General features: G+C 51.6%; 21 protein-coding genes. 11 read left to right on the forward strand and 10 right to left on the reverse strand.

Features of this window, described 5'->3' with window-relative positions; all coding sequences use genetic code 11:
- Positions 1-334: 334 nt before the first annotated feature.
- The 5 genes from K0H59_RS00270 to K0H59_RS00290 form a co-directional block, all read right to left on the reverse strand.
- On the reverse strand, positions 335-1,696 hold the full coding sequence (locus K0H59_RS00270) for a TrkH family potassium uptake protein (protein ID WP_220054319.1): 1,362 nt from the start codon (positions 1,694-1,696) through the stop codon (positions 335-337).
- 1 nt (position 1,697) lies between these two features.
- The gene (locus tag K0H59_RS00275) at positions 1,698-2,396 is read right to left on the reverse strand and encodes a TrkA family potassium uptake protein (RefSeq protein WP_011624699.1); all 699 of its coding nucleotides are present in this window, start codon (positions 2,394-2,396) and stop codon (positions 1,698-1,700) included.
- 44 nt (positions 2,397-2,440) lie between these two features.
- Entirely contained in the window at positions 2,441-3,130 is a 690-nt protein-coding gene (locus tag K0H59_RS00280) for a response regulator transcription factor (RefSeq protein ID WP_220054320.1), read from the reverse strand.
- Entirely contained in the window at positions 3,131-4,177 is a 1,047-nt protein-coding gene (locus K0H59_RS00285) for a DUF4118 domain-containing protein (protein WP_220054321.1), read from the reverse strand. It lies immediately after the preceding gene.
- 241 nt (positions 4,178-4,418) lie between these two features.
- Entirely contained in the window at positions 4,419-5,345 is a 927-nt protein-coding gene (locus K0H59_RS00290) for a pirin family protein (protein ID WP_220054322.1), read from the reverse strand.
- A 134-nt stretch (positions 5,346-5,479) separates the two neighbouring features.
- On the opposite strand from K0H59_RS00290, the gene K0H59_RS00295 reads away from it, so the two are divergent.
- The 4 genes from K0H59_RS00295 (at position 5,480) to mog (ending at position 8,972) form a co-directional block, all read left to right on the forward strand.
- Complete coding sequence (locus tag K0H59_RS00295) at positions 5,480-6,217, forward strand: sulfite exporter TauE/SafE family protein (RefSeq protein WP_220054323.1); 738 nt, start codon at positions 5,480-5,482, stop codon at positions 6,215-6,217.
- Between the two features lie 114 nt (positions 6,218-6,331).
- Positions 6,332-6,796 carry an NlpC/P60 family protein gene (locus K0H59_RS00300; RefSeq protein WP_220054324.1) on the forward strand — a complete coding sequence of 155 codons (465 nt, stop codon included), beginning with the start codon at positions 6,332-6,334 and terminating at the stop codon, positions 6,794-6,796.
- A gap of 24 nt (positions 6,797-6,820) precedes the next feature.
- A complete protein-coding gene (locus K0H59_RS00305) occupies positions 6,821-8,305 on the forward strand; it encodes an MFS transporter (protein WP_220054325.1) in 1,485 nt (494 codons plus the stop codon).
- A gap of 133 nt (positions 8,306-8,438) precedes the next feature.
- Positions 8,439-8,972, forward strand: coding sequence for a molybdopterin adenylyltransferase (mog, locus tag K0H59_RS00310; protein ID WP_006083754.1), 534 nt, complete (start codon positions 8,439-8,441; stop codon positions 8,970-8,972).
- A 33-nt stretch (positions 8,973-9,005) separates the two neighbouring features.
- Here mog and K0H59_RS00315 read toward each other — a convergent pair whose 3' ends face one another.
- Positions 9,006-9,227 (reverse strand): hypothetical protein, encoded by a 222-nt coding sequence (locus K0H59_RS00315; RefSeq protein ID WP_220054326.1) that lies wholly within the window; start codon positions 9,225-9,227, stop codon positions 9,006-9,008.
- A 151-nt stretch (positions 9,228-9,378) separates the two neighbouring features.
- Between K0H59_RS00315 and K0H59_RS00320 the strand changes: the two genes are divergently transcribed.
- Positions 9,379-10,422 (forward strand): GlxA family transcriptional regulator, encoded by a 1,044-nt coding sequence (locus K0H59_RS00320; RefSeq protein ID WP_220054327.1) that lies wholly within the window; start codon positions 9,379-9,381, stop codon positions 10,420-10,422.
- Between the two features lie 3 nt (positions 10,423-10,425).
- Here K0H59_RS00320 and K0H59_RS00325 read toward each other — a convergent pair whose 3' ends face one another.
- The 4 genes from K0H59_RS00325 to K0H59_RS00340 all read right to left on the reverse strand — a co-directional run bounded on the left by K0H59_RS00325 (position 10,426) and on the right by K0H59_RS00340 (position 14,275).
- Positions 10,426-10,686, reverse strand: a complete 261-nt coding sequence (locus K0H59_RS00325; protein ID WP_220054328.1) for a hypothetical protein — start codon at positions 10,684-10,686, stop codon at positions 10,426-10,428.
- A 57-nt stretch (positions 10,687-10,743) separates the two neighbouring features.
- The gene (locus K0H59_RS00330; protein ID WP_133181907.1) at positions 10,744-11,883 is read right to left on the reverse strand and encodes an ABC transporter permease; all 1,140 of its coding nucleotides are present in this window, start codon (positions 11,881-11,883) and stop codon (positions 10,744-10,746) included.
- Between the two features lie 88 nt (positions 11,884-11,971).
- Positions 11,972-12,706, reverse strand: coding sequence for an ATP-binding cassette domain-containing protein (locus tag K0H59_RS00335; RefSeq protein ID WP_023265913.1), 735 nt, complete (start codon positions 12,704-12,706; stop codon positions 11,972-11,974).
- A gap of 3 nt (positions 12,707-12,709) precedes the next feature.
- Entirely contained in the window at positions 12,710-14,275 is a 1,566-nt protein-coding gene (locus tag K0H59_RS00340; RefSeq protein ID WP_408733574.1) for an alpha/beta hydrolase, read from the reverse strand.
- Between the two features lie 146 nt (positions 14,276-14,421).
- Between K0H59_RS00340 and K0H59_RS00345 the strand changes: the two genes are divergently transcribed.
- From K0H59_RS00345 to K0H59_RS00370, 6 genes are all read left to right on the forward strand, one after another.
- Complete coding sequence (locus K0H59_RS00345) at positions 14,422-14,787, forward strand: GntR family transcriptional regulator (protein ID WP_088212733.1); 366 nt, start codon at positions 14,422-14,424, stop codon at positions 14,785-14,787.
- 46 nt (positions 14,788-14,833) lie between these two features.
- Positions 14,834-15,697, forward strand: a complete 864-nt coding sequence (locus tag K0H59_RS00350; protein WP_220054330.1) for an ABC transporter ATP-binding protein — start codon at positions 14,834-14,836, stop codon at positions 15,695-15,697.
- Positions 15,694-17,004, forward strand: coding sequence for an ABC transporter permease (locus tag K0H59_RS00355; RefSeq protein WP_220054331.1), 1,311 nt, complete (start codon positions 15,694-15,696; stop codon positions 17,002-17,004). The genes K0H59_RS00350 and K0H59_RS00355 overlap by 4 nt, the downstream gene beginning before the upstream one ends.
- 128 nt (positions 17,005-17,132) lie before the next feature.
- A complete protein-coding gene (locus tag K0H59_RS00360; RefSeq protein WP_220054332.1) occupies positions 17,133-18,926 on the forward strand; it encodes a long-chain fatty acid--CoA ligase in 1,794 nt (597 codons plus the stop codon).
- Between the two features lie 140 nt (positions 18,927-19,066).
- The gene (locus K0H59_RS00365; RefSeq protein WP_220054333.1) at positions 19,067-21,556 is read left to right on the forward strand and encodes a toxin-antitoxin system YwqK family antitoxin; all 2,490 of its coding nucleotides are present in this window, start codon (positions 19,067-19,069) and stop codon (positions 21,554-21,556) included.
- A 107-nt stretch (positions 21,557-21,663) separates the two neighbouring features.
- The gene (locus K0H59_RS00370) at positions 21,664-22,074 is read left to right on the forward strand and encodes a thioesterase family protein (RefSeq protein WP_220054334.1); all 411 of its coding nucleotides are present in this window, start codon (positions 21,664-21,666) and stop codon (positions 22,072-22,074) included.
- Positions 22,075-22,182: the final 108 nt, after the last annotated feature.

Raw genomic sequence — 22,182 nt, forward strand, 5'->3', positions numbered from 1 at the left:
CAGGTCAACATTCATTTTGGCAGAAACTTGAAAATAATCTTGAGCGTTAGAAGGGGGAATGGCGAGTTGGGGCTCCATATCAGCCTAAATCTGTATGACATAGGCCTTTATTTGCCCCCACTCTGAGCTGGATTCTTGTTGTACTTTGGCTGGCATTGTTCATATTAGTGCAAGACGACCGTCGGCACTTGCGGTCTATTCATCGCGTCGTCGAGCAAATGCCATGATTCGCCTATAAGTCAGCGCTTTCATAGCCAACTCGATTATTTCGCTGACTCAAGAGTACTAATCTCTGATGGCCAGTCAATTTGGTGTATCACACATCAATCAATCCTTACCCAATCGCCAATTTGGTTTCTGCATAGCGCAGTTTTTTTACCCTTGGGTTGGCAAGGAAGTAGGCCAACATCAATGGGCCGAGGCGTCCCATAAACATCATAAAGATGATAATCCCTTGGCCTGCACTGGATAAATTACCTGTTAATCCGCGGGATAGTCCGACGGTGCCGAGGGCGGATACGGCTTCGAAGGCGATATCCATAATTGGGGCTTTTTCGGTGAGCACGAGGGCGAATATTGCCAGCCAAGTGACGCCGATGGAGATCATCGTCAGGGCGAGCGCCTTGCTAATGGTGTCTTTGGGGATTTCGCGCTTAAACACATACACAGCTTCATCGCGGCGTAAATAGCCGTAGGTGGCGAGAATAAGCACCATAAAGGTCACGACCTTAATGCCGCTGGCGGTACTGAGGGAGCCGCCGCCGATAAACATCAGTACCAAAATCAACAAGGTGGAACCATCTTCGAGCTGGTCTATGGGCAAGGTGTTAAAGCCTGCGGTGCGCGGGGTCACGGCTTGAAACCAAGAGGCCAACCATTTGCCGAGTTCGCTTAAGGGCGCGAGGGTGTTGGGGTTGTTGTACTCAATGAGGTAAATGGCAATCACGGCCACGGCATTGATCAGTACGGTGCCAGTGATCATCATACGGCTGTAAACGGTGAGTTTCGACCAACGTTTATTGCGCTTAAGGTCAATCCACACCGAAAACCCAAGGCCACCCACAATAAATAAGCCGGTGATGGTGAGGTTAACGACAGGGTCTGCCACATAGGGCATCAGGCTATCAGGGCTTAGGGCAAAACCCGCGTTATTAAAGGCGCTAATGGTATAAAAGAAGCCATGAAACAGGCTGGTTTGCCAGCCCAACTCACCGCTCCAGTAGAAGGATAAAATCAGCATTCCCACGGCCTCAACCAATAGCGAAAACACCAGCACGGCCTTAGCGGTCGAGACTAAGGTGGAGGTATCGGTTTGATTAAATGCTTCTTTCGCCACCGTTTGCTGCAAGAAACCTATCTTACCGCCCAGCGCTATCAGCGTGACTATGGCAAAGGTCATCAAGCCTAGGCCACCGCATTGAATTAGCAGCGCGATAATCACTTGGCCAAAGGGCGTGAACACACTACCAGTATCGACGACCACAAGCCCAGTGACCGTCACCGCCGAGGTCACGGTAAAGAGGCTTTGCAGCCAAGTGATAGGCGACTCGGTGGCGATAGGCAGTTTAAGCAAGCAAGTGCCGACGAGGATCAACAGGGCAAAACTGACACTGAGGATAAAAGGCGGCGCGCCAAAGAGTTTTTTACCGCTTTTAGGAGTGTGCTCTAGGGTGAGCGAAGGATGCCATTGAACCACGTTACACCAACCTTGGTGCGAGTTGTTTTAACTCGGCACGGCTACCGCAGAGGAATAGGGCATCCTCTGTGTGCAGGCTAAAGTCGCTATCAATCTTGCTAAATACGTTGTGCTCACGCTTAACCATTAGCGCCGCCACCTTGCCCTTAGGATTGCGTGGGACATTGGTTTGCTCATCGGCGCTGTGTTCCTGCAAGCTCCCGAGCAGTTGGCCAACAGTGGTGTGATGCAACTGAGCTTTAATATGGATTTCAACAATATAGAGCCCGTCGCCTATGGCGAGAAAGTTATTCACCATAGGGTAGTTAAGCGACTGGGCGACACGGATCCCCATTTCTTCCTCGGGATGAATAATGCGGGCAACGCCGAGTTTCGACACTATGGTATGGTGCGCTTTGGTGCTGGCCTTGACCCAAATCGTCTGCACGCCGAGGTTTTTCAGTGCCAGCGTGCACAGCAGGCTGGACTGCATATCCTCACCGATAGCGACCAGTACGGCCTCGCAGTTGGTCAGATCGAGTTCCCGCAGCGACGCCTCATCGGCGCAGTCGCAAATCACCGCCTCAGTAAGACTTTCTACATATTTTTCAACGATTTTTGGGTCGCTATCGACACCAGTAACCGTGTGACCTAAGTGGATGAGTTCGAGGCTCGCGGCAACGCCGAAGCGGCCTAATCCGATGACAGTAAAATGTGCCATTCCATATCCTTTTGTGATTGAGCTAAAGAGTGAGGCGAGCTGGCCTAGGGCGGGCCGAGGTCGGTGAGTCGATACCCTAAACCGGGCTCGGTTTTGATCAGCTGTTGTTCGTCGCTGTCGTTGAGCTTTTTACGCAGTTGGCGGACTAAAATCCGCAAATAATGGCTATCTTCCTCATGAGTCTCGCCCCAGATATTGCGCAGCAGTTCGTTCTGTTTCAGTAATTGCCCAGGGTGGGACATGAGTTGGGCGAGCAGGGCAAATTCCTTTTTGGTAAGCGCCACTTCCTGTTGATTGAGCCAGCATTGATGGCTGCTCTTTTGCAGGGTGAGCGGGCCAAATTGCAGCATATCGATGGTGTTTGAGGTATCCACAAGGTCACGGACTAATACTTTGATGCGCACAATTAATTCCCTGATGCCAAAGGGCTTACTCAGATAGTCGTTAGCACCCGCCTCAAGAAGACGGATTTTTTCCTCCTCCTGATCGCGGGCGGTGAGTACTAGCACAGGGGTCTTATCCTGCTGGCGCAGCGCATGAAGTAGCTCAATACCATCGCCATCGGGCAGGCCGAGGTCGAGCACGATAAGGTGTGGATGATGGCTGTGGTACTGTTTGAGCGCCGTGGCTATGCTGGTGGCGCTTAAGTATTCAAAGCCTTCCGCCTCGAGTGAGATCCGCATAAAGGTATGGATTTGCGGCTCATCATCCATCACTAATACCTTATAAGCCATTTATGCCGCCTCCGTGGTTATGGGTAAGGCGATGCGGATCAGGCTGCCTTGGGCGACACTTTCGGCGCAGATGCTGCCCCTGTGGGCGGTAATGATGCCTTTGGCGACCGCTAGGCCTAATCCCGCACCGCCATCGGTCGAGGGATGTTGGCGATAGAACAGCTCGAAAATGGCCTCGGCGTCGGCTGGTGCTATGCCTTGCCCTAAGTCTTGAATATCGATGTGCAGCATCTGTTGGTGGCGATACAGGTTTACCGTAACAGGCTGTTCTGCGGGTGAGTAGCGCAGGGCATTGTCGAGCACATTAAAAATCGCCTGTTCAATCAGTGAGCTGCAAATCATTAATGGCGGAAGTTCTGGCTCACTGTGAATTTGGATCCTAGGTTGCGCGGTTTGAAAGCGGGCAATGGTGCGCTGTAACACTTCGCGTAGATTGGCTTCATCTAGGCTAAATTTGAGCGCGCCATGTTGTAACTTAGTCGCCTGCAAAAGGTTTTCGATATATTGGTGCAGCCTATGGCTCTCGGCGGCGGCCGAGTCGATAAGCTCCTCGGTTTGCGTCGGGTTAAGTTTGGCTTGGTATTCCTTCAGCGTGGTTAGGGTGCCGATAATGGTCGCAAGCGGCGTGCGTAAATCGTGGGAGACAGAGAGCAAAATGCTGTTTCTGAGCTGCGCCTGTTCGAGCGCCTGCTGCTGGCGGCGGTAATGTTCGGCTAACTTGCTGCTAGTGAGCGCGACCAACAAAAACACGCTTAAATTGACTATGTCTTCAACGTTGAACATCTGCAACGAATAGCGCGGCGTGGTAAATAAAAAATTGAAACTGACGGCGCCAAACACGGCCACAAAATAGGCGTAGTTGGCGCTGCATTGCAGGGCCACGGCAACCACGGCTAATTGCAGGATAAGCAGTACGGCAATGGCCGAGCCTGAAAAGTGATCAATCAAATAGCTAGTGAGCAAAGCAATCACTAACAGCATGGCGGTAAATAACGCGGGATGCGTGCGCCAGTATTGGTTGATTGAGGCTGTGTTTGCAAAAGTCATAACGGCTAAGACGTTGCTGAAGTTAAGGCTACTCTAGCAAAGGCCTGTGGGGATAGCGCGTAAAAAATCCGTAAAATTTTCTGGAGCTTGGCGTGTTGGTGTGGTTTGGCTTTAGCGTCAGGCTGGCGGTTTTGCTCACCGCCTTGCATCAGATAAGGGCTGCAAATGCCGCCATTACGCGAGGCAATCTAGCTAGATTACCTCGCGCTAACGCGTTAACGGCAGGGATTAATGACCGAGATTACCAAGGGATGGGCGGCGGCATTAAGCGTTTGCCGTTATAACCCGGCACTGTGGCAAAGCGTGGGGACTTGGCCTCCCAATCGGCTTGGGCGCTGGCGATATCTTCCTTACTGTGGCCGACAAAATTCCACCAAATACTGACTGTGTCGGTGAGGGGCGCGCCACCTATCAGCAGTAAACGTGCGCCAGGGTGAAGATCGAGCGTCACGCTCTCGCGCAGCATGCCAAGGTAAGCGAGGTTATTGTTATCAAAGGCCTCGTCGTCGATATCGAATCGGCCTTCGAGCGGCATTAGGCCATATTCAAATCGTGGATCCAGCCTGAGCGTCAGTTGTGTGGCCTCTGCGGCGAAGATATCGAGCGCGACGATTGGCGAAAAGTGTAGTGTGGGCGCTTGTTTATCCTTCCATGAGCCAATCAATAGGGTGAATTCGGCGCCCGCCTCCTGCCAAGTGGGCAGCTGGGGATAATGGTCGAACCTCGGGACTGTGTCTTTGTGCTCCAGCGGCAACGCAATCCATAGCTGCACCGCATGCATAGTACGATGACCTTCGACGGACTCTTCGGTGTGGGCGATGCCATGGCCCGCGGTCATCAGGTTTACTTGCCTCGGGCGGATCACTTGGGCGCTACCTAGGCTATCCCTGTGCATGATTTCCCCCTCCAGCATCCAAGTGAAGGTTTGAAGGCCGATATGGGGATGCTCGCCCACATTCATTAAGGGGCCGTCGGTGACTGGGCCTATATGATCCAGAAAGCACCAAGGTCCTATGAGTCGACGCGGTTTTTGCGGAATTGCCCGCGCTACGGGTATCCCGCCCACATCACTGATTTTGGGGGCAATCTGCTGGATTTGGATCCGCCCATCTTCGACGGGACATTCCCTTGGGCCGCCGTAAAATGGCGATGTTTGCATTTGACTCATATCGACTCCTTATCTTCATTTAGACACGGATAGACTTAACATTTATGCTGGTGCAGCGAGGCTATGTTTCGCCCTCAAGGTCTGTTACTCGGTGCTCGACCTTAATGACTTTAACGCAATATTGGGAATAAGGGATGTTAACAGACCCTCTTTTTTGGCTGGTGGCGATTCCTGCGGTGTTGATCACTGGGATCTCTAAATCGGGTTTTGCTGGCGGTGTCGGTGGCCTGACTGTGCCCCTGTTAGCGCTGGCCATAAGCCCGGCAACCGCGGCGGCAATCATGTTACCTTTGCTGATTTATATGGATTTTTTAAGTGTTCGCTCCTGGTGGGGCCAACATAATTCACGCCAATTATGGATCCTTTTACCCGCGGCGATTGTGGGCATAGGCATAGCCTATTGGCTGTTCGACCGCTTAAACGAAGATTACTTACGGGCGATTTTAGGCTGTGTGTCCTTAGGTTTTGGCCTTTATGGCTTGATATTAGGGGATAAAACCCAAGCAACGCCTTCGCCACTCGTGGGGCGGCTCTGCGGCTTAACCGCAGGCTTTACCAGTTTTGTGGCCCATGCGGGCGGGCCGCCACTCAATGCCTATTTGCTGCCGCTACGCTTGGCCAAGCCAGAGTTTTTAGCCACGGCAGTGGTATTTTTTGCGGTGGTGAATCTGGTTAAGTTGGTGCCCTACAGTCTGCTCGGGCAAATTAACCAAGGTAACATTCTGATTTCGCTATTACTTGCGCCTTTGGCGTGGTTAGGCGTAAAACTGGGGTTGTCGATCCAGGATAAGATCAGCGATAGGCTGTTTAAACGCATCATCTTGATTTTAATGGTGCTGGTGGGTATTCGTTTACTGTGGACGGCGTTATAGTTTTAAGCTTGAGATTAGCTTCGGCTGATACCATCGATTTTTCACTGTATTGTCGTTATCGCTTTGATAGCACCCGATATTACGCAAGAATTGCCTGCGATGAGTTTTACGCTAATGAAACGATTACTGATAGTTATCTTAGCCTTAGGCCTTGGCGCCTGTGCGAGCGCGCCAGAACCTAAGCCTGCGGTGAAGCAAGTTGAACCCGTATCTGTTTGGAACGATAGCAATATTGCCGATTTCCATTCCGAATGGCGCGGCGTGCCCTATCGTCTAGGTGGCGGTACTAAGAAAGGCATCGATTGCTCGGCTTTTGTGTCGGTCGCTTATCAAAAGATGTTGGGTATGACTCTGCCGCGCACAGTGGAAGAACAGCAAGCCCTCGGCAAACCCGTGGCGCGGGATCAACTGCGTAAAGGCGACTTAGTATTTTTCAAAACGGGTTGGAGCACGCACCATGTCGGCATTTATGTGGGCGGGAATAATTTTCTCCATGTCTCGACGAGCCAAGGGGTGAAAATTTCGAGCTTGCTAAACAGTTATTGGGCATCAAAGTATTGGAATGCAAGGCGAATTTAAGCCTTAATCACAGGTGGAGACTCTATGAGCCCAGCGTCTGTTTCGTCCCAGCATGAGCCTCTGCCCACCTCGGTTTTTCTGGCGATTTTCTCCGCCGTATTCTTACCCATGTTTCTGGCGGCGGTCGATCAAACCCTACTCGCCACCGCAACCCCTGCCATAGTGGAAGATCTTGGCGGCCTCAGGCAAGCCTCGTGGATCACTATCGGTTATATGCTGGCGATGGCGGCGAGTGTGCCTATTTACGGCTGGCTAGGAGATAACTTTGGCCGCGCTAAAATCCTGATGATCGCCTTAGTGGTGTTTGCGTTAGGTTCAGTTGTTTCCGCCAGTGCTTGGACTATGGATCATATGATTGCTGGGCGGATCCTCCAGGGCCTCGGTGGTGGCGGGCTGATGAGTCTGTCCCAATCCCTTGTGGGTGAACTGGTACCGATACGGCAACGTGCACGGTTTCAGGGCTATTTTGCCGCTATGTTTACCCTCGCCAGTGTTGGCGGCCCAGTGATTGGCGGCTTTGTGGTGCATGCCTATTCTTGGCATTGGTTATTTTGGGCGAATATTCCTTTGGTCATGCTGGCGGTTTGGCGACTTAATCGCTTGCATAAACAGAGTGTTAAGCCTGTTCGGCAAGGTCGGTTTGACTTGCTCGGCGTGCTGTTATTTCCCACGATCATCACAGCGCTGCTGTATTGGTTGTCCGTGGCGGGGCAAGACTTTGCTTGGCTATCGGCCACAAGCTTAGGCTTTATGGGATTTATCTGTGTGGGTGCCCTTGTGCTCTTGTGGTGGGAGCGTCGGCGTGAGAGTCCTTTCTTACCGCTGGATTTACTCGCCAATAAAGCCATTTTTATGCCGCTCTTCACGGCCGCGCTGTTTGCCGCCTGCCTGTTTGCGATGATCTTCTTTTTACCCATTTACTTGCAGGTCGGTCTGCACACCAATCCGGCCAAAACGGGCTTGCTGCTGATGCCAATGACCTTTGGCATTGTCACAGGTTCCACCATCGCTGGCAGGCTGTTGAGTCGGGATGTGGCGCCTAAATGGTTGCCGACCTTCGGCATGGGCTTGGCCTTTATCGGCTTGCTCTTAATCGGTTTAGTGCCGCCGAATGCGAATTTGATCGGCGCTTTAGGTGTGCTGGTGGGCATTGGCTTAGGGACTGTGATGCCTAGCGTGCAGCTAGTGGTGCAGAGCGTGTCGGGCAAGGCGCGTTTAAGCCAAATCACTGCTATGGTGTCCTTGAGTCGTTCCATGGGCGCGGCAATTGGTACGGCTTTATTCAGTCTGTTGCTATATGGCTTATTACCGCTCGACGGGGCGCAGGTGGGGATTGCGGCAATAAAGCAATTACCCATAGAGGTTGTGCATCACGCCTTCCAGTGGGGTTTTATCGCGGCGGCTCTGGTGGCGCTTAGCTGCGCGATTGTGGGTTATCTCTCGCCCGCAACGCCGCTTAAGGATCACGATACTGAGCCGCCCCCTAAAGCCCTCAGCTCGGCAGACTAGCTGCTAATACGTGAGCTAAGTCGAGTTGTCGGCGCGCATTTTGCCTTGTTTTTATGCTATTTTAGCCGCAGAGAAATTAGTGGATCCCAAAGTGCTTAGGGGTCGAGTCACAGATTGATGTTTGGAGTGGGATATGAGCAAAGCAAAAATCGGGATTGTTACGGTAAGCGATCGTGCCAGTGCGGGGATTTATGAGGATATCTCGGGCAAGGCCATTATCGACACCCTCAATGATTACCTCACCAGCGAGTGGGAGCCGATTTATCAAGTGATCCCCGACGAGCAGGATGTTATTGAAGCGACCCTGATCAAGATGGCCGATGAACAGGATTGCTGCTTGATTGTGACCACGGGCGGCACAGGCCCAGCCAAGCGCGATGTCACGCCTGAGGCAACCGAGGCCGTGTGCGATCGCATGATGCCTGGCTTTGGTGAGCTGATGCGCGCCGAGTCGTTAAAGTTTGTACCGACGGCGATTCTCTCGCGCCAAACTGCGGGCTTACGCGGTGATTCATTAATTGTGAACCTGCCTGGCAAGCCAAAATCTATCCGCGAATGTTTAGATGCGGTGTTCCCCGCCATTCCTTACTGCATCGACCTGATGGAAGGGCCGTACCTCGAGTGTAACGAGGCCGTGATTAAGCCTTTTAGACCTAAGGCAAAATAACGCGCCGCACAGCAAGATGACATAAACCCAAGCCTAGCTTGGGTTTTTTATTGGCTTATTAATAGGACTTGGCGGCTTGCTGGTGATCAGCAGCGCTGACACGCCCGTTGCGATAAACAGCACAGGGATAGCGACAAAATGCGCGAAGGCATTGGGCGCAATGCTGAAGTTTAACCAGAGCAAGAGTGCCCAAGTGAGGCTGAGTAAGCCAAAGGCCAGTAGACGTTTAAGCTGGCTGAGGGTGCGCTGTGTCATAGTGTCGTCCTGTGTGCTGGAGGTTTAAGCACAGTCTAGAAACTCTCACACTGGGCTTGAAGTGTCGTTATTGACAATTTAAAGGTGAGTAGTGACATTTTGTGCCAGTGCGCTAGACTCAATGCATGATGAGACTGGTGAGGGCATTGGGATGAAAAGGATCACTATTTTGGCGACGGACAATACGGTTGCCAGCGGGATTATTGGCTTTCTCGATGTATTTAGTTTCTGCAATACCTATTGGCGGCGAGTCAATCCTCAGGCCGGGCAAGACCTGTTTGAGTGCCAAGTGGTGTCGAGTCACGGCGGTGATATCTTAACGAATCAAGGTATTAAAGTGCCTGCGGTGGGGCTTAATACCCCGAGTGATATTCTGCACTCCGATGCGGTGATCTTGGCCTCGGCCATGGTGACCAATAAGAGCGAGTTTCAAACCTATCTCCATGATTTTGAGCCCTTGTTCGAACCATTAAGGCTGTTTGCCGCATCCGGCAAACCATTGGCGGCCTATTGCTCCGGCACCTTGATTTTAGCGGCCTCCGGCCTACTGGACGGGCGCGAGGCGACCACTGTTTGGTGGCTGAATGAGATGTTTCAGCGACACTTTGCCAGGGTGAACCTGCGGATGGACAAGCTGGTGGTGTCCGACGGCCATCTACACACCGCGGGGGCGACGACATCGAATATGAGCCTCGCCCTGCATTTAGTGCACATTCTGGTGGGTGAACAGTTAGCAAGCCAGATGGCAAAAATCCTGCTGATTGATCCTAATCGCCAATCTCAACAACCCTTTATGACTATGGAGCTGATGAGCTCGAGCCATAAGGATGAGGTGATTTGGAATGTGCAGCAATGGATGCAGCATCATTTAACCGAACCGCTGTTACTGGATGATATTGCTGATAAATTTGCCCTAGGCAAGCGCACCCTTATCCGCCGCTTTAAAAAGGCATTAAACGAGACCCCGGCCAGTTATGTGCAGCGCCTGCGGGTGGATGAGGCAAAACGCTTATTGGAAACGACCAGTTTAGGTTTAGAGGAAGTGGTCACCCGTGTGGGGTATGAGGATGTCAGCTCGTTTCGCAAATTATTCATTCAGCTAACGAGCTTAACCCCGAGGGCCTACAGACAACGCTTTAATACCCAGCAATATGAGTTTGATAGCGACAACTGCTGCGAGGCCGAACTGCATTAACGGCTATTTTAGCGCGTCGATCTGCTGCGCCAAAGTGCTTTGCTGGGCCTTGTGTTCAGTGTCTGTAACTATGCGTTCCAGCACTTGCACACGTTCGATAAGCACCTGATTCTGTAAGCTCAACTGGGTGAGTTTATCCTCAAGCTGTCGATCATTTCCGCCACCCAATTGGCGGATTTTTAGATAATGCTTAAACATTTCGGTGGCACTTATGCCCACCACAAAAGTCACCATGATCACCATCAGCACATATTCGTTTTCCATAACAGGCTCCTTTAACCCTATTCGAGGGCGCGGCGCGCCCTCTGCGGGTCGATAGTGTTATAAACCGAAGACTACCTTTTCACTCTTCAAGGATTTTTCCATGCCGAATGCTAATACGAGGGCGATGGCTAGGGTGCCCAGCGTCGATACCAGCAATTGCAGCATATTCATGTCCTTACCTTTGATAAAGTCCATCAGCGCCTGTTGCTGACCCGAAACAGGCAACCATTGCAGTATGTCCGGCGCTATGTTGTAGCTGGCCGCCATCGATAGCGCTAAGGGCACAAACAGCACCATAGTTAGATAGGACTGGGCTTCCTTAAAGGTTTTCGCCATAAAGGACACAAACAATTGCAGACAGGCGGCCATCAGGGCAACGGGAATACCGACCAGCAGCATTAACGCCATAAATTCATTGGTGATGCTGACGCTAAAACCGAGCTCCTGCCAAGGTACGAAGGTATAGGCGACCTTAGACACCAGTAGAATCAACACTAAACCAAGTAGGGCAAATAGGCCGACGGCGATGATTTTCGAGAGCACTAATTGGCGTGTGGTCAGCGGATGGCTGAGTAACAATGCCAAGGAGTTACGCTCACGCTCACCGGCGCTGGTGTCGATGGCCAGATTCATCCCCGAGATAAACACTGAGTAAATCATAGTGAAAATGGCGATGCCTAAGATCATCCCGCCCTTAGAGTCGGTTGTGGCTTGGTCATGCACATTCACTTTCAGTGGCTGCACCACTCGAGGGTCGATGCCACGGGCGATTAAGCGCAGGCTGCCCATTTCGGCGCTATAGGCCTGCAACTGTTTCTCTAAGCGGCGAATCGAGTTTTGCAGTTTTTCCTCTGAGTTATCGGCCACGATAGTGATCTCGGCGCCTTTGCCTTGGTTCATCTGCTTGGCATAGTCGGGGCTGATAATCAGCTCTATGGCTTTCAGATCCTTAGCGCCTGCTTCGCCTTGGGTAATGCCTTTGTTGGATAAAAATCTCACTAAGTCCGGCGCCTTGTCGGGGTTAGTGATGCTGATTTTGAGATCGTCTGGGCTGGTCAGCTGGCCGATAAGCACCATAAATAGGCCGCACATGATCAGCGGCGTGCCGATGGCGTAGTAGAGTCCCGCCATCACAGAGCGTTTATCGCGGGCGGCGTCTATCAGTTCCTTGCGAACCATTGCGATGATTTTGTTCATGATTATTCCTTATCCCAAGTTTGTCTGTTCGCCATTAGGTCGAAGCAGGCGTTATCGCAATTTGTGTGAGCGTGAATGCTGTGAGTCATCATGCGGCAATGCCCTCATCGGTACCGATCAGCTGGATAAAGGCATCTTCGAGTGAGGCCTTACCCGTTTGCGCGCAGAGTTGCTCTGGGCTGCCGATAGCGACTACTCGGCCTTGCGCCATCACGATCACTTGATCGCACAAGGCCGCGACTTCCTGCATCACATGGCTGGAAAACAGCACGCAATGCCCTTGATTCTTAAGGTCGATAAGAATGTCGCGCAGCAAGCGAGTGCTCATCACATCGAGTCCGCGGGTCGGCTCGTCTAGGATAATATTGCTCGGGCTGTGGACTATGGCCTGGGCGAGGGCGGTCTTCATTCTTTGCCCTTGGGAGAAGCCTTTACAGCGGCGATCGCTGATATCTTCGAGGCGTAATTTGGCGATGACATTATCTGTTGCCGCCTTGGCATCGCTCGCGGATAAACCGCTGAGTTCGGCAAAGTAACGGATATATTCCCTTGGTGTTAAGCGCTCATACAGACCGAACGGGTCGGGGAATAATCCTAATTGCTGCTTAGCGCCAATCGGGTCGATGGCAACGTCGATACCTTCAATTTCAGCCGTGCCAGTATCGGGTTTTAACAGACCGAAAATCGTGCGCAAACAGGTGGTTTTACCCGCACCATTGGGGCCGAGTAGGCCGGTGATCTGGCCGTTTTCGGCCACGAAGCTCAAATCGTTTAAGGCCTGCACTTCGCCGATGCGCTTAGAAAGATGGGATACTTTGATCATGACTTACTCCTTGGCTCCAGTGCTGGGCTTATCCTTGGGCTTATCTTGGGAAGAGTGGGTTGCATCTTCGGTCGCGAGTGGCTCAACCGAGCTGGCATTTAAATAGAAGCTACGGCGTACATCCTTCTTCAAACATTCACCATCGAGATCTTTGACCGAACCTGTTCGCACTAACTCGGCGACTAAGTTATTGGCGCAGGACTGATAGGCCACACCATGGGTCGCATAAGGTGCGACAAAGTGTTTGGCGTTGGTGAGTTTTTCCATCGCCAGTTCTCCCCAGCTCGGTGGGGTTGCTGGGTCAATTTCACCCGATAGCAACAGCGTGGGAATATCACTCTTGATAGGCTCGCTAAAGCTGGCATCGACTGGCGGCACCTTCCACACAGAGCACGATGCTTCTAAGCTTTCTAGCATGGTTTTGCCAACATAGGATGTTTTGGCCTGTTCACGCATCGCAGGGGTGATGCGATGTATGTCTTCACCGCAGACGACTGAGGCGTGCATGCCCATCGCCATGCCTGCGCCATCCGTGGTTAAGGCAAATAACCCGAGTAGCGGTTGGTAGTTACCCTTGGCGGCCTGATGAATCGCATGGGGCACTAAGGCGCGCACATTGGTTTGATACAGTGCCATGCGGATCGCACCGTAAAACTTCGCGCGGGTCATAGTGAGTAGGGTCTTTTCTCCCGTCACAGGGTCGTGCACTGGCTCCATCACAGGTCCTTGGCTGAGTTTAGCAACCACTTGGTCAAACTCGGCTTTGAGCTCAGGAAACTCGGCATGGCAGGCGGCTGTTTCTTGGCAGTCTTTAAACAGCAAGTCAAAGCCGCGCTCAATTGCCGAGCCAATCTCCAATACGCTCTGCTGCATGGGTACTATGCCGTCTAAGGTGACTGTGGCTAAGTGCTCGGGATATAAGCGCATATAGAGCTGCGCCATACGCGTGCCGTATGAGATGCCGTAGAGGTGTAGCTTCTTGTAGCCTAAATGGGCGCGTACTGCTTCGAAATCTTGCACCGCATTGAGGCTGCCGTATTGGGTGACATCAGTATCGGGGAATTGATCGCGGCATTTTTGCGCTTCGGCCAAGGTATCGACATTATCATCGTCGAAGGACAGTGGCGATTGTGGGCCCGCGTCACAATTGAGCACATTGGAGCGCCCCGTTCCGCGTTGATCGATAAGCAAAATGTCGCGCTGTTGGCGCACTTTGTTGAGCATGCTATCGAAGCCTGCTGCATTATCTATGGCCGATTGCCCCGGGCCGCCGGCGATCGCCAGTAAGGCTTCTTCGTGGTTGACGTTTTTCACCGCGGGTAAGACCACATAATGCACTTGGATCTGCTTGCCATCGGGCTTGTTAGGGTTTTCGGGCACAGTGACAAAGCCGCAGTTTAAGCGGTCTGATACACCTTCAACATAGCAGGTGTTGGCGGATTCAATTGGCTCAACTGAGTTGTCGCTGGCCCAAGTCGCGGCGCTACCCATGGCGAGCATCAGCGCACTCAAACTGATGATGCTTTTGCTGAATTTGCCCGAGTGTTGGCGCGTATCAACGCGCTTCATTGCCACGTCAGCGCTGGCATTATGGGACTTCCTGTGGATCATGCTATCTATCATGAGCGCTTTCCTTTTTGCATTTCAGGATGAGTGTGTTACTTTAAATACAGTGTATCGGTGTATCAATGTATTAATACAGTGTGTAAAGACTAATGTTAGAACTTTTAAATGTCAACCCCAGCAGTGGTGAGCCAATTTACAAGCAATTACACGAGCAAATCGTGCGCTTGATTGTGGGCGGCCAACTGCAAGAGGAAGACGTATTACCCTCAGTACGCCAAATTGCTGAATATCTTGCGGTCAATCCGATGACGGTGTCCCGTGCGATTCAGCAATTGGTCGATCAAGGTTGGCTTGAGCGCCGCCGTGGTCAGGCGACTAGGGTCGCCGCGCGCAGTGAGGCGATGGAGTCGGGCGTGAGTCTGCTCGAGCCGCAATTAGATGCGCTGCTGGCACAGGCAAAGCAGCTGGGCGTGAGTCTGCCCGAGTTACTGCAATTGATTAATGAGCGCTGGTAGCCTGAGTCGAGCTAAGCGAAAACGAGAATAAAAAGGACGCAATTCGATGGACCAAGACTGTACCCCAATACTAACGTTTTCTAACGTAAACAAAGTGTTTCGCGGCAAAGGTGCCAGCGAAAAACGTGCGCTCAAGGATCTGACCTTACGTTTATCGGCCGGTATGGTGGTGGGTCTATTGGGACAAAACGGTGCGGGTAAATCGACCCTAATGCGCTGCGCTCTGGGGATCCTCTCGCCGGATTCGGGTGAAATCCGCACCTTAGGCGAAACGCCGGAGCAGCTCTCCTCGGCGGCTAAGGAACGCCTCGGCTATGTGCCGCAGCAACCCTTTGGTTATGAAGGTTTTACCGTTGAGCGCGCCCTCGATTTGCACCGCAGTTTTTATCCCCACTGGGACATGCAGTTAGAGCAGGATTGGCTCACCCGCTTCGAATTAGATGTGACTCAACAGGTGCAACGCCTGTCCGTTGGTCAGCGCCAATCCTTAGCCTTGATCATGGCCATGGCCTATCGTCCCGAGTTGCTGATCCTCGATGAACCCGTGGCCAGCCTCGACCCGATAGTCAGGCGCAAGTTTATGGTCGATTTGTTCGACTTGGCCCTCGAATCCGGCTCGGCCGTGTTGTTCTCATCCCATATCACCTCAGATTTAGAACGGGTGGCGAGCCATGTCGCCCTGATTAAACAGGGCGAACTAGTGTTGTTTAAGGAGATAGATGCCTTGCGGGAAGAGGTGCGACTCGTTAAGCTCGCGGACGGCGCCGAGTTGCCGGAGCAGGTGCGTATCCTCAGCCGCGATGGTGATTCTGTGCTGGTGGACAGGGGCGATATGGAGCTTAATTTCCCCGGTGTGCTGCGCAGCGAGGCGCTGAATTTGGAGCAACTCTTTGTGGAGCTGCACAAATGAGTGCCGCTAAACCCTTAGTGCAGGTACCTGAAAAACTGGGGACGCACCATTCGATTAATCCCTTTAACGGCATGCTGCGTCTGTGGTTGTTTGATGTCGGCAGTGTGAGTTTTCTCGGTACAGGCATATTTGGCTTAGTGCTGAGTATTTTGGCCGGATGGGCGGGGCAGAAAGAGAGTTTCGATATCTTCGTTGCCATGGCTGTCGTTTCGACTTCGGCGGCCGTGGCTTGGCAGCTTATTCGTTTGATGGCCAATGAGTGTTCGATATTAATTCCCCGTTATCGACAGAATGTGTTTATCCAATGCGAAGTGATGCTTATCGGTGTATTTAGCTTAGCCGTGCTGCTTTGTGTGTTGTATGACTTCACCTCGAGCCTGTCATTACTGGTCTTTGCGCAAGGGATAAGCCTAGGCTTCATTCTGTTGTGTTTGTTGCAAACCCAGTGGTTTTACAGCTCATTTTTACTGTTTATTTTAGTGCCATTTTCCAGCGATTTGGCCGAGCAAGTGCCGCTGTGGCTGAGTTTAGCCGTGTTGTTTGTATTAGCCGCCTTGATTTGGCGCCGATGCCTAGTGTTACCTTGGCGAGTAGAGGCGCGCAGCGTGTACCTCAATGGACTCGAGATGGGCTGGTTTTGGTTGCCGAGCCTCCAATCGATGCGGATCTTGAGCCGATTAGAGCGCTACCTGCATCCGGTGAACTTTTTTATTGGTCCTATGCTGACCGTGTTGTTGCTGTTACTCCCTGTGCTGACGATAGTGATTGGGGTGTTATCCCATGAACTGCATTGGAATTTCCCTGTGTTACTGCTGTTGGCGCAGTTTAGTGTGATCGGCTGCTCGCTAGTGCACTGGAGTCGGGTACAGCGCTCTCGTGCGACAGAATTGCTCTTATTACTGCCGGGTTTCGATGGCCGTGCTGGTTTAGTCAAAGCCTTTGCCCGTGGGCAGCAACGATTACTGTTTTTCATCGGCATAGGCATTTTGCTCTCGAGTCTGTTTATCACTTGGCTCAATGGCAACATGACATTGGCCTTGTTAGCGCACTTAGTCATGAGCACTTATTGGGCCTGCGCTCTAGTGTTAGGGCTAGGCTGCCTGTGCCGCCGAGTATTACAGGTGAGCCTGACCATGCTGGTGGTCGTGGGGCATTCAATCTGGGTGTCTATTAGCCTTGCAGCGCTGCAACATGAGGGCAGCCTGTTTTATTGGTCGCTGGGCAATATTTTACTGGTGATCCTTGGGCAAATCGCACTGTATTGGGGCAGTAAAAAGCTCTGGCAGGGCGACATTTCCGGACTCTAATTGCCCTGAAATGGCGTGATTGGGGCGACATTTGCACAAGATTAGAGCAAAAACTCTTAGTTTTTGGCTTGCCTTCAGGTAGAATGCCGCAAAAGCGGTACACTTGTAAGCTAAAAGGTGAGTCACTCATGTCTCTCGAACAATATCACGTAATTCGACTATTACAGCAGCAAAGCCAGTCATTAAAAGAGGCTATCGCGCTGGAAGGTTTTGAAATGGCTGCGCCTTGGCATCAAGTCAGTTGGCAGGCATTCGATCAAATCAGCCATAAAATTGCACAGGTGTTGATTGAACTTGGCGTACAAGTGCAAGACCGTTGCGTGATCCTGTCGCAAAATTGCCCTCAATGGACCTGTGCCGACATAGGTACCCTGAAAAGTCGTGCCGTTGTGGTACCTATCTATCCAACCAGCACCCTAGAGCAAGCTAGCTTTATCATTAATGATGCGGCGGCCAAGGTGATTTTTGTCGACGACGCTAAGCAATATGCGCTGGCCTGTGAGTTGCAAAAACAGTGCCCGACCCTAAAGCATGTGATTGTGTTCGACGCGAGTGTTGAGCTGGCGCAGGACAACGCCCAACATCAACATTTAGACAGCTTATTAGCCAAAGAATACGGCCAGAGTGCTGAGCTTGAGCAGCGCTTAAAGGATGCCAATCTCGACGATCTGTTAACCCTGATTTATACCTCTGGTACCACGGGCGACCCTAAGGGCGTGATGTTGGATTACCGCAATATGGCTTCGACTGTGCGTCAGCACGATCAGATCCTGCCGTTTACCACTGGCGATGTGTCGTTAGCTTTCCTACCGCTAAGCCATGTGTTTGAGCGTGGTTGGAGCTTCTACGTGCTGTGCCGTGGTGGCCACAACGTTTACCTGCAAAACACTCAAAGAGTGAAAGAGGCCATCAGCGCCGTGCGTCCGCATACCCTGTGTGTGGTGCCGCGTTTCCTCGAAAAGGTTTATAGCGCAGTGCAGGATAAGGTCGCTAAATCCGCCGAAGGCCGTAAAAAACTGTTTGCCTGGGCCATGGGCGTCGGCGAGCGTCAGTTTGAGGTGAGCCAAGGCCGCGCTAAGGGTGGTTTGTGGTTATCCTTGCAATGGCGCTTAGCGCACAAGCTGGTTTACAGCAAGTTGCAAGCCGTGCTCGGTGGCCGCTTAAAGTTTATGCCCTGCGGTGGCGCCGCCCTCGATTTAAACGTAGCGTCTTTCTTCCATGCCATTGGTATTCCCGTACTTTGTGGTTACGGCATGACGGAAACGAACGCGACTGTGACCTGTAATACTTTAGATAACCGGGTTGCGGGTTCAAACGGTAAAGTGTTGCCCGAAATCGAGGTGAAGCTAGGTAAGGACGATGAGATTTTAGTCCGTGGTGATACCGTGATGCGCGGTTATTACAATCGCCCTGAAGATACCGCAGCTGCCTTCGAAGATGGCTGGTTGAAGACCGGCGATGCGGGACGACTCGATGCCAATGGCAATTTATTTATTACCGACCGCATCAAAGAGTTAATGAAAACCTCTAACGGTAAATACATTGCGCCGCAGCGGGTTGAAGGCACTGTGGGCCGTTGCCCCTTTATCGAACAAGTGGCTGTGATTGCCGATGCCCGTAACTATGTGACGGCGCTAATTGTGCCAGCCTTTGAATCCCTCGAAGCCTGGGCCAAGGATAAGGGCTTGAAATACGAGTCGCCTATCGAGCTGCTGCGTCACAGCCATGTGGTTGAGCATTTTGAGCAGCGCTTAAAGCATTTGCAGCAAGAATTGGCGGGTTTTGAGCAAATCAAAAAGTTTACTTTGCTGCCAGAAGCCTTTTCGATGGAGGCGGGATTAATCACCCCGACGCTGAAATTGCGCCGCAAAATGATTTATCACAAGTACGCCCATGAAATTAATGCTATGTACAATAATTGATTGTTAAAGCTTTGATCCTAAAAGGCCGCTTTGCGGCCTTTTTTGTGTCAGCCACTTCCTGAAGCATCGGACTTCGCTTAAAATTCGCCCCGCTTACTGGTGCGCACGAGGCGCAAGGTGTCGGTGTTAAGGATAGTTAAATGGAACTTTCGATTCGTCGTTTATGCGCCGCAGTTGGTGCGGTGTTGCTCTCTTCGTTTGCGGTTATTCCTGCTGCACTTGCGGCGGAATATGACAAAATGGTTCACGGTCCCGTGGATCTTCCCAATGGCCAATGGCTCAATTTTTATCAAAAAGATCAACAGGTGTGGGGCGAAATGCTCTACGGCGATGCGCCAGGTGTGCGCATTGACGATTACGGCCGCGCCGAAATCGTGGCGGTGTTTTACTATGACTTCGACAAAGGCGGCACTAAAGAAGTGATCGTCATGCTCAAGGATGCCGATGGCCAGCATCTGCGGGGTTATGGTTTTGAGGGCGAGGAGTTGACTAAACTGCCGCGCCTGCAAGCCGTGCTCGATGAAGTCGCACCCACCATTAGCACCTTTACCGTCGGCGGTGTTCGCAAAGTATTAAGCCAGTTGCCGCCGCAGCAGTACCGCATGACCTATGAGGCTGAGGGCGTCCAAGATCCTGACATTAAGGCGATTCTTGATGGTACCTCTAAACTCAAACCGACCTTAATCGGCTATCGCAATTCTGAAGGCACGGCGACGGATGTAAAAACCGCAGTGGAATACAAGCTGCGCTATCCCGTGACTCGCACCGATAAGGATGCCGAGGGGCGTGAACGAAAATACAGTCTGGTGGCAACCTTTGATCGCAGCGCCTATGTCGAAGAAGATAGTAGCTTTATGCTGGTGGCCATTGGCTACGAGGCCGACGACATCGATTGGCTTAAAAATGGCAGCGAAAAAATCCCTCGTACTGGCGCTTTCTATGAATATATGAGCATGGGCAGTACTTGGGCTGGTGTTGCCAGTGAAGCCCATTATGTGCAGGGTGAGCTGGATGGTCACTTTGCCGCCTACGATGCCCGCAATGGCAGTGTGATGTATGCCGGTGACTATAAGCTGGGTAAGCAAGTGGGTAAGTGGATTGAAGCCGACAGCCGTGAAACCTACTGGGAAGGCGAGTACCTCGACGGTAAGAAACAGGGCAAATGGGTGTTGCAGTCCATTATGGATGACGCCGATAACTACGGCTTTATCCACTACAACAAGGGCGTGCCCGATGGCCCGAGTGAAATCTATACCCCAGATTACGATTCCAGCACCGAAGGCGCGAAAAAGTTGTCCGAAAAGGGCATTTATCTCAATGGCGTAAAAGATGGTGAGTGGCTTGAGTCCGATGGCAGCAAAGGCCAATACCAAAAGGGTGTGAAACAAGGCGCTTGGGTGGAAAAGGTCACCCAAGGGGATTATCGCTTTCAAACCGGTGAAGGCAGCTACCTCGATGGTAAACGTTCAGGCACTTGGGTCTATATTCGAACGCCCGATGAGAACGATGCTTTTACCACGAAGCAATCAGTGACTTATCTCTATAAGACCGAAGTCAACTATGAGAATGGTCTACGCCAAGGTGAGGCTAAATTATTCAATAAAGATAATTTTATGTTCGCCCTTAAGCATTACGATAAGGGCCGTCTCCACGGAGAAAGTCTATGGTATTCAGCGCCAAATATCGTCAGCAATGTTGCCAACTATCGTCAAGGTGAGTTGGATGGCGCACAAATGTGGCTCGAGCCTAACGGCGATCTCAATGAGTTGAGCCAATATAAGTTTAATGACGCCGTAACACTGAAACCCTCGCAGGATGAATGCATGATGCGAAAAGAGCCCTACGCAGGTGATTGTGAGGGCGTATTAAGCGCAAAAAATGCTGAAACTAGCTCGATTAAAGACGGTGAGCAGCGAGTGTATCGCGGCGGCCAACTATCCGAATTAAGCTATTACACCAATGGGTCGGTTGATAAAGAATATCGATTCGATTCCAACGGTCGCTTAACGTCTCTGCAGACCTATAAAGCGGGTCAGGAATACGGCCCAAGCATCCGCTATTCCACCGACGGCGGCTATTCGCTCGTTCAATATGGCCATCTGATCAATAACCGTCTTTCTGGCCCCCATTATACTTTCTACCCGAACGGCCAGTTAAAGAGCTTGTGGAACTATTGCCAGCAAGAAGGCGAAACCTGGAATGGTGAACCCTATTTCTGGGATAACGCCATTGCGCGCTGCGGTATCCAGCGGGAATATTTTGATAACGGTGCCGTGAGCTGTATCGAGGATCTCGACGGCAATTATGCCGTGGATAAAGTCTGTTATGACCGCAATGGTAAGTTAGCCAGCGAAATGCTGCGTATCGATGAGCAGCATGTGGTGCATAAGCGTTATATGAACGGGGTTATTTATCAAGAGGAACCGGGGTTCTCTGATTTTTCTCATGTGACTAAGGGACGCAAAATCTATCACTTAGAAAACCCAAAAAGCCATGGCGTGTTTAAGTCCTACGACAGCAGTGGCAAGCTCAAATACGAAAAAATCTATGATATGGGTAAGGCTGGCTGTATGAAAAAGTACGATGCCAATGGCAAGCAAACCCCTGAGACCGCGAGCTGCCAGTTCTAGCATCGCGCTTCTTATTTCTGTTAGGCTTGGTGGGGATAAACGGGGCAAGCGCCTCGTTTATCCCATTTACAGCATAAAAGTATAAGAACAACAAAAGGGAAGTTTGCATGTCAGTCACCGAATACTGCCTCGAAATTCACCCAAGATTTACCGAAACCGATGGCCTAGGCCATATCAACAACACCGTGATCCCCGTGTGGTGCGAGGCGGCGCGCACGCCAATCTTCGAGATTTTTAATCCCGAGTTGGATTTGCATCAGTGGAATCTCATAGTGGCAGGCTTTACTGTGGCCTTTATCGCGCCGACTTACTACGGCAAGAGCGTGACGGTGAAAACCTATGTTAGCCGTATCGGCAATAGCAGTTTCGAGCTGACTCAAAGCTGTTGGCAAGCTGGCAATAAAACCGCCGAAGTGAAAACCACCTTAGTGCACTACGACTACAGCTGCGAAAAGAGTCGTCCCATCCCCGAAGATATCCGTGAAATCTTAGCTAGCCTGAACGGCGAAGCTGCTTAAGTCTGATCTTCGCTTTCACCGCACAATTGCAATTGCGCGGTGAAAACGTTAACGTGGCGGCCGCAAATGTGATGCGGATCACTTATCCGCGCCTTTATACCTCCCGGC

This window comes from Shewanella sp. FJAT-51649, from assembly GCF_019457435.1.
Taxonomy (GTDB): Bacteria; Pseudomonadota; Gammaproteobacteria; order Enterobacterales; family Shewanellaceae; genus Shewanella; species Shewanella mangrovisoli.